Annotated in this window: 10 protein-coding genes; all 10 read right to left on the reverse strand. The window is 42.6% G+C overall.

The features are described from left to right. Window positions 1-24: 24 nt before the first annotated feature. On the reverse strand, window positions 25-465 hold the full coding sequence (locus KJA62_RS03345) for a hypothetical protein (protein WP_213318610.1): 441 nt from the start codon (window positions 463-465) through the stop codon (window positions 25-27). 11 nt (window positions 466-476) lie between these two features. Next, window positions 477-2,354 (reverse strand): hypothetical protein, encoded by a 1,878-nt coding sequence (locus tag KJA62_RS03350; RefSeq protein WP_213318611.1) that lies wholly within the window; start codon window positions 2,352-2,354, stop codon window positions 477-479. A gap of 90 nt (window positions 2,355-2,444) precedes the next feature. Further along, window positions 2,445-4,721, reverse strand: a complete 2,277-nt coding sequence (gene glgB / locus KJA62_RS03355; protein ID WP_213318612.1) for a 1,4-alpha-glucan branching protein GlgB — start codon at window positions 4,719-4,721, stop codon at window positions 2,445-2,447. 22 nt (window positions 4,722-4,743) lie between these two features. After that, the gene (locus KJA62_RS03360; protein ID WP_213318613.1) at window positions 4,744-5,802 is read right to left on the reverse strand and encodes a hypothetical protein; all 1,059 of its coding nucleotides are present in this window, start codon (window positions 5,800-5,802) and stop codon (window positions 4,744-4,746) included. Then, window positions 5,803-7,083, reverse strand: coding sequence for a tRNA (N(6)-L-threonylcarbamoyladenosine(37)-C(2))-methylthiotransferase MtaB (gene mtaB, locus KJA62_RS03365; RefSeq protein ID WP_213318614.1), 1,281 nt, complete (start codon window positions 7,081-7,083; stop codon window positions 5,803-5,805). Between the two features lie 217 nt (window positions 7,084-7,300). Next, window positions 7,301-8,641, reverse strand: a complete 1,341-nt coding sequence (hflX, locus tag KJA62_RS03370) for a GTPase HflX (protein WP_213318615.1) — start codon at window positions 8,639-8,641, stop codon at window positions 7,301-7,303. After that, entirely contained in the window at window positions 8,634-9,452 is an 819-nt protein-coding gene (locus KJA62_RS03375) for an MBL fold metallo-hydrolase (protein ID WP_425513830.1), read from the reverse strand. Before KJA62_RS03375 ends, hflX begins: the two co-directional genes overlap by 8 nt. Window positions 9,453-9,519: 67 nt before the next feature. Then, complete coding sequence (locus KJA62_RS03380; RefSeq protein ID WP_213318616.1) at window positions 9,520-10,197, reverse strand: hypothetical protein; 678 nt, start codon at window positions 10,195-10,197, stop codon at window positions 9,520-9,522. A 329-nt stretch (window positions 10,198-10,526) separates the two neighbouring features. Beyond that, window positions 10,527-12,236, reverse strand: coding sequence for a hypothetical protein (locus tag KJA62_RS03385; protein WP_213318617.1), 1,710 nt, complete (start codon window positions 12,234-12,236; stop codon window positions 10,527-10,529). Between the two features lie 3 nt (window positions 12,237-12,239). Beyond that, window positions 12,240-13,019, reverse strand: a complete 780-nt coding sequence (locus tag KJA62_RS03390; RefSeq protein WP_213318618.1) for a transporter substrate-binding domain-containing protein — start codon at window positions 13,017-13,019, stop codon at window positions 12,240-12,242. Between the last annotated feature and the right edge of the window lie 50 nt (window positions 13,020-13,069).

Here is a 13,069-nt window from a genome sequence, read left to right on the forward strand (position 1 = left end):
CAAATTAATTTTAAATTAAATATTTTAATTTTCATTTAAAAGACGCTTAACTTGTTTAGCAACCTCAGGAGAAACATCCTCCTTATTAACAGTCTCTTTGTTATCAGGGACCAACGTAATCTTTCTTTTCAAAATAGGCTGCTGGGAAAGCTCTTTCCTCTGCTTCGATTGTCTAGAAAATGCTTTGCATATTGCTAGCGATACCCCTGTAACCAACAACCCATAAGCACCTAGTTCAAAACATCGTTGGCCTATGATAGCTAAAGCAGTCAAACCCGCAGGCGCTATTGCCAAAGTACTTGATAATATCAGACATACAACGCCTGTGATAAGAAGCGACAACGCTATAAGCACCACAGCCTTTTGCCAAGATGTTGTGTGCTTTACCAAACTATGACTATCGTCCACAGAGTAAGTATGCGGAGTAGGCACCGGCGAACGAAAAGCTGATCGATCTAATTCCATAACTTCCCCAATTACTCCTCTTCCGAATCCCCATCATTGGAAAGTAGGGTCCCTCTAAAACTTCCTACTCCAAAAGGAGCCCATCCTACCGAACCAAACCCTATAGGACCTAAATCAAATGTCCTTAAGGAAAGTTCTGGGAAACGATGCTTAGAGCCTCCCCTTTGAAAATCCTCTACCCATTGAGAAGCAGAAACATCTACATACACATCCATAGGCTCTACTCCAAGAGCCGCTGTCGCTACACGTATCCTTTCTTTGCGTTCCTTAGCTCTTTTTCTATACGTATACAACTGATGATTAAGCCAATCTATCAAACGCTTGATAAGCATGAGACCTCCAGTGATAAGGAAAGGTCCTGCTATAGATATTAATGCTGCTGAGAAAGCACCTACCCCTGGAATGAGTCCAAGAAGAGCGATGCTTACTCCAAGCAGGAAGGTTATACCACCCACAAGAAGTACATTGATGACTTTTTCTTTATTGGTTTGATTGATATCACTAGCGACCATTTTATCAACATCTAAGCTGTTGACTTTATAGTACCCTTTCTTTCTTCCTGTGATTGCTCGAATCTTTTCTCTTGCTTGCTCCCTTAGGAATCTTCCCGACCTATTTCTATTTTTCAATTTACCAGCAACAGTGAACAAACCTGAGAATACCGTACTGAAAGCTGTCCCTAGGATTGATGAACCCACTACGGACATAATAAGAATCTGATAGGCAGCGAGCCCCCCCACCCCACTCACTAGAAGAAGCGTTAATGAGGTGATGAGAAGGAGAGATCCTAATGCCAACGCTACCTTCTCTTTCCTTGATAACAGGGGTTCAGAAGAAGGGTCCACACTTTCTATCGAAGATAAACTATTGGTCCCATTTTCCGAGGATGTTTCCGATGCAGAACTTTCTGAAGTTCGCCTTCCTTTGGGAAGGTACGCAGACACATTTTGTTGGGACATATCCAGAAACGTATCTGCTTTGTTGAAAATACTTCCTTCTTCGGAACCATTTGCTAATGCTTCAGCTTCCAACAAATCGTAGGAAGACTGTTTGAGATACTCTTTCCACTTGCTAAGTTCTCCTCGAAGCAGAGATCGAAGAGATAGCCCAACCCCTATAGAGAGCAATGGAGGAGCAAAAACTAATGCTAAAGTTGCCGGAACCCCCGAAAGCACTACAGTACCTACTACAGCCAAAGATATCCCTAGCAACACACAACCAACGCCTACAGAAAGTACAGACATTGCCAAAATTGCAAACTTTCTATTTTCCTGCATACGTTCTTCTTCTGTAAGAGGTTCTGCTTTAAGAACCTTTTCCGAAGCTGCCAAACGCATATACAAGAGGTAGCATAAACTATTAAAAGCAGAGTTACTTCCCATAGTAAACGCCGTTGATCCTACATTACCCACAACACTTCCGTATCCCGGAATGAAGGATCCACCAAATTTCATTGCAAATCCTATACTTGTAAGTCCCGCTCCTAAAGAAAGACCATGAGCCGCTATGCGCCACTTCTCATCTTCTTGGCATTTTTCCTTGACCTTACTGTGGATGATTCCCATCCCATTTTGGATGGTTGTCATACTCCCTATTACTAAGGTCGATAAAGCTATTCCAAGAATTATACTTTGAGGAATTCCTGCTGTTAGTACAGTCAAAGCTACAACAGCCACTGTGATAGCTATGGCCATAACGGTCACACCCGCTATAAGTGCCATAGAGTGACTATTCATGATTACTGGTTGATTATCAGATATTTCTTCTTGACGATCGAGGATATTTTGTAGATCGGAAAGATCAACATCTGAAGGTTCTACTCCTTCAGATCCTGTAATATCGAAATCTCCATTATCAGCAAAAGGACCCTGAACGCCAGAAATTGTCATGAAAAAATAAATTGTTATTATTACCACACAATAATAACAATTCATAAATTATTATTTTCAACAAACAAAAGCAAAATTAAATAAAATAAACTAAGAAGCCACCTTTATAATTAAAGTAGTTAGCGGAGGGATATCCAAAAATACCCCTATCCCTAGATTTTTGGAATCACGATACAGAGAACTATGCAGACACCACCCCGAGCCATCGCCACCAAAACTCTTAGCATTCGAGTTAAATACTAACTCCACGTTCGAAGAAGCACAGGATAAAAAATACTTCGAAAGACTTTGAACACCAAAGTGATGCACGCACAGCAACTTGTACTGATCCTCTCCCATCCCACTTAGACGTGTCTCCAACTCCTCATACCTAAGGTAGCCTTCGCGGTAAGAACGAGATCGATAACCAGAGCGTGTATACGCAATAACACTGTTTGTAGTATCGCTAAAATCTACCCAATCAAACCCTTCCTGCTTACAGTCTTTCTCCCAAAGCGGAGGATGACCAAGATAGAAGAAATTCAGCGCCTTGACAAAATCGTTAAATGTCTTATGATCAACATCTTCCAACAAATACTCTTGTAAACCTCTGTTAGGACTCCACTCATCAAATGCAGCTAGTTCAGTGCCCATAAACGATAACTTTTTTCCCGGCTGACACATTTGATAAGACAACAGCAACCTAAGTTGTGCAAACTTCTGTTTTCGGTCTCCAGGCATCTTCCCTATCAAACTACCCTTCTCGTGAACCACCTCATCATGGGAAAAAGGTAAGACAAAATTTTCATTAAAAGCATACATAAGACCAAAAGTAAGGCATTGATGATGGGAAGATCGTTGATCAGAATGGGTACGAAAATAGTGGAAAGTATCATTCATCCAACCCATATTCCATTTATAATCAAATCCCAACCCACCATCTTCAACAGGAAACGTAACCTTAGGAAATGAAGTAGATTCTTCAGCAAAGGTGATTACGCCAGGAAATTTTTCATGAATAACAGCGTTCACTAGCTGAATAAATTCTTTGGCCTCTATGTTTTCCCTTCCCCCATCCTTGTTAGGAGTCCATTCCCCGTTTTCCCGTCCGTAATCCAAGTACAGCATAGAAGCTACAGCATCGAAGCGGATACCGTCGATATGCATCTCCTTCAACCAGAATAAGGCGCTTCCTAAAAGGAAATTCACTACCGGATTTTTATTATAATCGAAAGTATAAGTACCCCAGTGGGGATGCAAATAATCCCTATGCCAAACACTTTCGTAAAGAGGTGTCCCGTCAAAGTTAGAAAAAATAAAATCATCTGTAGGAAAATGTGCTGGGACCCAATCTAATATGACTCCTATCCCCTGACTATGTAAATAGTTAACAAAATATCGAAAATCATTAGGAGAGCCAAACCGTCTTGTAGGTGCGTAGTAACCTCCCACCTGGTATCCCCAAGATTCTACTAGAGGATGTTCAGTGACAGGTAATAATTCCACATGTGTGTAATGAAATTGTTGGCAGTACGCAGCCAACTGTTCTGCTAACTTTTGGTAAGACATGGGACGATCATTTTCCCATCGCCATGATCCCAGATGCACCTCATAGATATTGATGGGAAGGTGTCTTCGATCACCTGCTTGAATACGCCGTTCCATCCATGAATCATCCGTCCAAGTAAAAATCTCCTCGCCAATAACGACAGAAGCGAATTCTGGAGGGTAATCGAAACTTTTACCATAAGGATCGCTCTTTCGTATTCGCTCTCCTGAAGAGGTTACTATTTCCCATTTGTAGCGTGTTCCTTCACCAGTCCCTGGAATAAATAACTCCCAAACGCCTGAGGATCCTTCGACTTTCCTCATGGGATTAACAAAACCGTTCCACATATTGAAATCGCCAACCACAGAAACGCTAATGGCATTGGGTGCCCATACAGTAAAAGACACCCCCTTAACTCCCATGAACTCTCTAACTACGGCTCCCATCCTAAGGTAAATTTCTTCATGCTTACCTAGCATGAAAAACTCCTCATCTAGACGACTCCAAAGACTAGGGAACGCATAGGGGTCATGCGCCAATAATCCACTTTCGTGATAAATTTTGTAGTCAAAGCTTCCTAGAGAAGATGCAGCTTGCGTAAGCTTTTCTGGCAACTTGTAGAAAAAAAATCCTGGAGCTTCTTGAAAAGAAGTTGCTTCAACAACTTCTTCAAAGATCTGCAGAGAAACCTTTTCCGCTCCCGGGCGAAAAAGGACTATGACAGCATCCTTAGAGCCTTTCTTAGATAACGATTGCAAGCCCAAAACACTGTGAGGAGAGTCACTCTCTCCCTTACACAACTTCTCCACTTCCCGGGACTGTAAGATTCTTTCTACCATCCCTAAACTCTGCTAGACACGCTTACTGATAAAAACAATCCAACAGATACGTATTTCCTGATTTTAATGCCAACGTTTCGCCAGCCTTCATTATTTTCTTCTTCTTAAGCTCCCTTCGGATCATTTTTGAAGCGCGTAGGGATTCCCCTTGCCAGGGGATCTCCATGAGTCTGTACTGACGAATATCTGAGGGAAACACCAGGGCTATGTCCTTTTGAAGAAATTCTTCTTTACACTGAATTTCCATGCGACGAATTTTTTTCTTTGTCCACTCTAGGTGACATAATCCTATTCCTGGCAAGATGATTTCCAGGCAGCGACCACATGGGAAATCAGGCAACAACGACGGTAATACTGTGATTACATCCCCCTCCTTGCGGACGAGCATAGCCAACACCAGATGAAATAGCTCCTGATATAGTTGGAAAGGAATCGGAGCAGCAAGTTGGCTCACGTCTGACGGACTAGGGATAATCCCCAAGAAACTGTCGTCATACAACCTGGGCAAAAATGTCTCTGAAAATCCTGCAAAACATAGATCCCTTAAAGACTGACCCACGACATCGTGTTGCTTGGAAGCTATCTGTTGGTAAATCCCTTTAAGTAAAACGAATACCCCTTCATTTGTAAAATCTTTGATGAGAGGATGCTCTTTCCTATGACGACTAAACAACACGCCGTGCCGAAAAAGCACTGGCAAGATCTCTTTGAGATCCCCTCGCCGCCGCACCCTAGACAAATCTAACTGCTTGTGCATTCCCAAAGATAATAATGTCCCATGAAAACGGAGATCATCTTTGTAAGTCCTTAGCGACATGACCTTTTCTCCACTGGGAAGCAAGTAATACTTGTATTGATCGGTAACAACCTTCAAAACACCTCGATGCAAATCTTGGAAAACACCAAAATGCTTCAATGGTCGTTGGGTAGGGATAGGCTCTTCAAAAATCATCTCCCTATTAGCATTAAAAACGCGCACAAGCGTCGGAAAAACTGTTGCATACAGGGAAGAACCTGGAATGGTCAAAGGATCGCCTGGAACCAGAGAGTAAGGACGCAAACAACGGAATATAGAAATCATTTACGCCTTCCTTCTCCCCAATAATCCGTTCAAGCTATTTTCTTCTATCATGACATCCACCACATCATTTACTAAAGTTTGTCCTTCGTGAGGGAACCAAACACTTTCGAAAAATTCTGAATGTCCAAACGCTTGACCGTTATGAATACTTTCGACAAGCACAGAAGTTTCCTTACCTATTCTTCGGGCCCTTGAAGAATACGCTACTCTCTCTGCCAACTCTGATAATTGACGCTTACGCTCCCCTATAACCTCTGGCGACAATGCTCCAGAAAATTCGTAAGCTTTTGTACGCCGCCGAGCACTAAAAGGGAATATATGGACTTTGACGAAACCAACGGTTTCGATCACTTTGACAGTATCTAAAAAATCGCCTTCTGTTTCCCCCGGGAACCCTACTATAACGTCTGTAGTGAAGGAAAATTCGGGATTTCGAACCCTCAAAGACTCTACACAGTCCAAGTAATCCTGACGGTTGTATTTGCGATTCATGCGTTTCAGGATAGCATTGGAACCAGATTGCAGCACCAGATGTAATGAGGGGCACGTTGCTCTCCCAGATAAGACTGCATCACGAAGATCCTCGTTGACATCCTCTGGATCTATGGAAGAAATACGAATTCTCTCAACACCTTCTATAGCATCAACAGTACGAATCAAATCCGCTAGCGATTTATCCTGATCCCTGTAATCCCCTACATTGATGCCTGTTATAACAATCTCCTTATATCCTTGCTCAACCACTCCTCTGATTTCTTTTACAATAGATGGTAGTGACCGAGAAGTAGATCTCCCCCTTAGGTAAGGAATAATGCAGTAGGAACAAAAAGAATTGCATCCATCTTGCACTTTGATAAACACCCTTGAACGATCCTCGAATCGTTTGACGGCAAACTCCGGCAATTCTTCCGCGTATGGAACAATTTTTTCTACAAGAAGATGTTTCTCTTTATTGGGAACTAAAATGCAAGCCTCTCCGAGGCTACGAAAAAACTCTTTATCAGCATCAGCAAAGCAACCTGTGACGAATACCCTTGCTTCCGGGTTTCTTCGTATGAGCTGCCTTATCGCGTGTCTACTGGAGCTTTCTGCGGACCCCGTAACAGCACAAGTGTTAACAATGCAAACGTCTGCAGGTTCTTCACCATCTTTTACCTCTCTGTATCCTAATACCGTCAGCTGATCCCGGTAAGCTTGCACCTCATACTGGTTAACACGACATCCTAAGTAAACCAGTCTAAACGTTCTATTTTCCGCAATGTGTTTGTCTATGATTGTCATGAACTTCTATACCTTAACAAACGGAAACCTTCCTTCAAGGTCTGCTACAAACCCAACAATGTAAAAACCATGACCCACGGGAAATCCGAAGGAAACTATTCTAAGATATAAAGACTTTTCAGAGTATGAAAGATAAAAGAAAAAAATCTTTTTTCACGAATAAAAGAATTTTTTCACGAGACACAAAAGGCAACAATAAAAAACTTGTACAAGAGAACTAATCGGAATGAGACGAAGGAGTATACTGTAAAAACTTTTTTTCTAAACTGGGAGGCAAGAACGCCCGAAGACGCACATTGTCCTCATCAAAACGCTTAGAAATTACCAGCCCAGCTTCCAATAACTCTGCAACTCTATGGTATTCCTTACAAGGAATGACTAATGCTGTTTCTTTGTAGTCTGCAACTACTAAATCTTCCATAGTTTGTAGCAAACTAGAAATGCCCGTTCCATTAACACAAGAGACAAGTATGGGAAGCGGGCAGAACAAACGAAGCTTGCTGAGCATCTTATTGTCCGTACACAAATCTGTTTTATTCAGAACGGTGATAATCTTTGGATCAGTAATCTTCAATTCTTTCAATAGAGCCGTTGTTGTTGCTATATGCTCTTCAGCAGAAGGATGAGAAACATCCACAACATGAATAAGAAACCTATCTCTGAGGGCAGACTCTAAGGTACTGCGAAATGCTGCGACCAAAGTATGTGGTAGCTTACGAACAAAACCTACAGTATCTGTGATAAGTACAGGTAATTTATTTGGAAGCAAACATCTCTTTGTCTTGGGATCCAGCGTAGCAAATAGCTTGTCTTCAGCATAAGTTCCTGCATCTGTCAAAGCATTGAATAATGAACTCTTTCCTGCATTCGTATACCCTATCAAGGCAAATGAAGGTATCCCACTACGTTCCTTAGCCTTACGCTGCATTTCTCGATGCTTTATGGATTCCTTCAAGCGCGATGACAATCTATGGATCTTCTCCTTGATCATGCGCTTATCTAACTCTATTTGCTTCTCACCTTCTCCTTTAACGTATCCTCCTCCGCCCCCAGATTTTTGCCGAGATAGATGCCCCCACATACGCTTCAAACGCGGCAACAAGTATTTGGCTTTAGCTAATTCCACTTGAATCCCTGCTTCCGCAGTTATCGCTCTTTGAGAAAAAATATCTAAAATGACCTCAGTGCGATCCATAACCAAGGTTCCAAAGCGCTTCTCTAAATTCCTTTGCTGAGAAGCCGTAATTTCATCATCAAAAATAATCACACCAATGCTCGGGAATAAACGAAGCACCTCTTCGACTTCTTTGGCTTTCCCTTCACTAAGATATGATGACGGAGCTAGCGTACGTAGATGAAAAGTACGAGTCTCTATCGTAGTGATACCGCACGATCTCGCCAACTCTGCTAATTCCAACACGTGATCTTTGGCAAGTTTTTCTTCTTTGCGATCTTCGTAACAAGATATTAGTAGTGCTTGTGAAGGGTCCTGCTCAGGACGAGGTAATGTAACACCAGAAAAATCCACTAAACGTTCTGAAAAAGCCTCTTCACTCATCGACGGTAAACCTTAGTTCTTGCCCTTCCTTAGCAAATTCTACCCCAGGCAAATCTTGATATTGACCAAGCTCCCTTTGCAAAACATGTCCTATATGACTTATTACCAACCTATTGGCCCCAGATTTCACAAAAAAATCTACAGCTTCCTCCACGGTAAGGTGCGAACGCTTCCTCGTTCGCATAACATTAGGCAATTCCCGATATATAGCAGAGAGGACCAAAGTATCAACTCCTTCTAAGAAAGAAAAAACACTCTCCTCGTAACACTGCATATCGGTAAGGTACGCCAAGTTGCCGAACCGAAACCCTGTCACCCGCATTTCATTCTGAAAATACGAACAATAAGAGAACGGCAACTCTCCCATCTTGCCTCTACCAGTGGCTTCCTCTAAAGCGGTGAACGACAGCGAGGCCGCTAGGGAAGCTCCTTCTTGGAAAAAATGTTTCCTAGTCTCCTTTAAAACATCGAGGGTATCTCGGGAGGCTACAACGGGTACCGTATCCCCAAAAACAATCAATTTCGAGCGCATCTCGTCGATACCTCCCACGTGATCATAATGGGCATGCGTCAGAAATATCCCATCAACATCTGGAACAGCATATCGTAACAGCTGTTGGCGCACATCAGGACCCGTGTCTATAAGAAAGTGGGCCCCCTTGTGAATAACAAGCACTGAGGAGCGCAAGCGATGAACAGCTCCTTTGCAAGCCGGGCAAGAACAGAAAGGGACAGGTATACCCTCGGGGTTCCCTGTTCCAAGAAAAACAAAACTCCCCTTGCTACTCTCCTTCAAAGATCTCGTCCCCACAACTCATTCCTTAGACACCTGAAAGACTATAACAAACCTTATTTAAAACCCAACTATGGAGATTTCGTTAGGTGGCTTCCGTCCCACTATTTCCTTCAGGAATATTGCTAGCTTGCGTTTCCTCTCCAGGTGAAGAATTCAATAGCCGATTAAACTCTGACAACATAAAACCTGGAACAGGGACAGATAATCCCAAAGACAAATCAGACCTATCGATACGAACTTTACGCGCTCCTCTAACCTCAGCAGAAACCCGAGGCGAGCATACTGGGGGGTAGTGGTTAACCATGTGGTATTGGGAATCGTCACACACCTTCCTCAATGAGCAAAGTGATATATACTCATCTGCCAACTGCCTCCAGGCCGTTACTTTGCGACTAGATATAGAACTTGTGATTAAACTTACCAGTAAGAAAAATACCCCGACTCCGCCAATAATGAGCCCAACAAACCATGCAGGCAAACCCACAACGAGTGACGTAAATACGCAAGACAGAAGAAGACCCGCCGATGCCATTAAAGCACCTAAGACACTCAGGCAAGTGGTAGAAAGATCCAGGATACGTACCCCATAGTAACGGTCTATAAGCTGACGGTACAAAAATTCCCCTCTATCGGAATTATGAACCAGAGCATGCAGAGTAGTAATGTCATCTCCGAACTGAAAACCATCCAATTCATGTCTGAGGCAGCGCAGCACAGACACCTTGTACTTCGGCTCTGCCGAAAGCGAATCACAGACCATCAACGTAACTTCTTTGGTCTTAACAACACTATCGCACTGGCTACAGTAGAAGAAGTAGTTCCCACAATCCAGCTTGTTTGAACCTGGCTTACAGGGGTTTATCCCATACATACGCAGACTAAACTACCAGTTAAAATAAAAGAATTTAGATAAGAATAACAGAAAAGGAAACAAATATAAACTAAAGAAAAACGTCCTTTTATTCAGAGCAAAATATAGTTTTATATTTACAAACCTTCAGACACACTCCCAACCTTAGACCTCCAGAAAATGCCTTGCATGGACATCCCAAAAAGACGCTTGACAGGGTAAATCAAATAAAAACTTTTCTAAAGAATTTTTTTCCTAATATACTCTGCCACATTATCACTCAAAGACATACTTTCGTAATTTTCGAATGTAGCACGCCATAACTTCCAAGGAACTCCTGATGATTTTATTAGCAGATCCACGGTAAATTCCGATGCCTGACAACAAGCAAGATACCTCGTAACCGATAAATATTCGTCAACAGTACACACATCAGAACAAAAACGATACCCCCTTTCTACCAGGAACTTATGCGACAGAATCATAGACAAAACATTTAGAGATTTAATCAAAATTATAGAATCTCCGTCACGAAGAATAGACTCCGGGCCACTTGTGGGTCTTACCTTGCATGAAGTTGCTTCGTCTGCCTCTTCCAACCCCTCATACCGGCTCTCAAAATTTTGAATTAGACGACTGATGTTAACAGCCAGTATCAAAAACTTATCAAGGGATAGATTGCGGACAAACTTATTAAGCGATAGAGGATCCAAAATAGGCGATTCCAGAAGATGTATTAGCTGCTCTACTTCCCAGCAAGGGCCCTCAAGGGCAGATTCTTGAGAATGGGAAAATAATAATCGCTTACGAAAAACTTCTAGTAACAGGCAGATCTCCTCTAGTTTCTTTTGGCAAGAAGCATAAATATGCGCGCCCTCTGCAAAAGAATGACCTATTAATTTTTTCACAAAATACACGCAGGGACTTGCATCCCTGTATTTCTTCTCTATCTGACGAATACCCTCTTCAATACATACTTGCCTAGAAGACCTCTCGCGAGCCTTTTGCTCTTCATCTATATCTTCTGCCACAGATTCTTCATTTTCCAAATTACGAAGAACAAATTCTCCATAAAGGCGTAAAAATTTACTAATAAAGGAGGGATTCCAGCAGTAAGATAATGGATCCCTACTAGAGAAAATGTAATCTTCCTTTTGCAAGACTTCCAGAAATAAATTCCACTTCTCCTTAGCTGGAACAGAATCTTTTGAATAATAAAACCCCCTACCTCTGGGCACTAGAGTACCAAATTCTGCATATCGAAATAATAATGAACTTGCGTGAAAAGGATTACAGTTTAAGGCCACTTTTAGTAGCGCAGGTTTAGTAATCCCTTCATGACAAAGATGCTCTAACAACTTTTCTGCTCCATGAGCATCCTTCCGATTAAGAACTAAAATTTCTCCTTCAGACATACTTGCCCAATGATCGGAAAGAGCTTGGATAAGATGAGGCAAAGGAACGCAAGAGCTTAGTAATTTGCTCAAAGTCGATGCTGGAGTCGCTGAATCGACGATATTCCTCAAAGTCGTTCCCGAACGCAGATCGCCTCTGGAAGAAAATACCGCCAACTGAGAGGAAAGAAAACCCTTAGAAATGGCAAGAGACAACTCACGCTTCCAACCTAACTTGAACTCCGCATAACTAACTTCCCCAAACGAAGAGCTTACACGAGCAATACTCCATTCCCTGCCAAGAATGAGCCAAAAGCTGTACAGGTAGGCCAAACCAAAGACGACAAAAGCCACCACCCCGGCGACTAGAATCCCCACGGACCAACTTGCAGCTCCTATAAGCTGCAACGACAGACTAACGAAAGAGAACACCACCCCTACGAAGAATAGGTTCCTAGCTCGCACGTAGTGGCCCTCAGATTCCTCAAGAGTCGTCTCTCGACAAAAATCTGTGCGATCCAAACACAACGGACGAAAAGCGCCCACGCTAATCATAGCTTAGTCTTTTCGAAGATTCCACTTCCTCTCAAGCCGACGCATTGTCCCGTCCGCTTTCATTTCCCGAACGTGATCGATTACCTCTTTGTGAAGATCTCCTCGAGATTTAGATACTCCTATCCCATAGCCAAAGATCTTTTGATCTTCGGGCAAAGGAACCAGGCAATGAGAAAACTCAGGAAATTCCTCTACAGTGACTTTCCCGATAGAGGGTTCTAGAACAGCCACTGGAGACTTTCCATAGCGCACCTCCATGACTAACTCCGCTACGCTGTCAAATGACCGCACATGGACTCCTCTAAGAGAGAGCAAATACTCTTCCTGAAAAGTCCCAGACTGCACGGCCACAGAGGAATATTGAGAAAACTTCCCTGGATCCTTACCCAACGGCTGCTTGGATATAAGGAATAGCTCCTCTATTTCCTCTCCTTGGTAAGGAACCATATAAATCTCCTTCAACCGAGAAGGGGTCACAGACATTCCTGAGACAATAAGATCTATGCGCCCACGTTTCAAACTTAAAATCAATGCATCAAAGGCAAGCTCTCGCACTTCAACACTCTTACCGAGCCTAGCCCCAAGCTCAGTCGCCACGTCAATGTCAAAACCTACAACACGCCCCTGCTCATCGACAGATTCATAAGGAGGGTAAGTAGCATTGGTTCCTACAATAAGAACTCGTTCTCTATCAACCCCTCCTCTTCCCCTATTATATCCGCTAAGAGAACACGCCGACAGAGTAAGAAAAGATAAGAAATAAAAAAGCCAATATTTTTTCATATCTACAAACCCCCATAAGGAAGAAGAGCACCCCAAACGGGGAAAACCAT

The organism is Chlamydiifrater volucris (assembly GCF_902806995.1).
GTDB lineage: Bacteria > Chlamydiota > Chlamydiia > Chlamydiales > Chlamydiaceae > Chlamydiifrater > Chlamydiifrater volucris.

Excerpts from the sequence above, each read along its gene's own strand:
- KJA62_RS03345 (WP_213318610.1), bottom strand. The coding sequence starts at position 465 with ATGGAATTAGATCGATCAGCTTTTCGTTCGCCGGTGCCTACTCCGCAT.
- KJA62_RS03350 (WP_213318611.1), bottom strand. The coding sequence starts at position 2,354 with ATGACAATTTCTGGCGTTCAGGGTCCTTTTGCTGATAATGGAGATTTC.
- glgB (WP_213318612.1), bottom strand. The coding sequence starts at position 4,721 with ATGGTAGAAAGAATCTTACAGTCCCGGGAAGTGGAGAAGTTGTGTAAG.
- KJA62_RS03360 (WP_213318613.1), bottom strand. The coding sequence starts at position 5,802 with ATGATTTCTATATTCCGTTGTTTGCGTCCTTACTCTCTGGTTCCAGGC.
- mtaB (WP_213318614.1), bottom strand. The coding sequence starts at position 7,083 with ATGACAATCATAGACAAACACATTGCGGAAAATAGAACGTTTAGACTG.
- hflX (WP_213318615.1), bottom strand. The coding sequence starts at position 8,641 with ATGAGTGAAGAGGCTTTTTCAGAACGTTTAGTGGATTTTTCTGGTGTT.
- KJA62_RS03380 (WP_213318616.1), bottom strand. The coding sequence starts at position 10,197 with ATGGTCTGTGATTCGCTTTCGGCAGAGCCGAAGTACAAGGTGTCTGTG.
- KJA62_RS03385 (WP_213318617.1), bottom strand. The coding sequence starts at position 12,236 with ATGATTAGCGTGGGCGCTTTTCGTCCGTTGTGTTTGGATCGCACAGAT.
- KJA62_RS03390 (WP_213318618.1), bottom strand. The coding sequence starts at position 13,019 with ATGAAAAAATATTGGCTTTTTTATTTCTTATCTTTTCTTACTCTGTCG.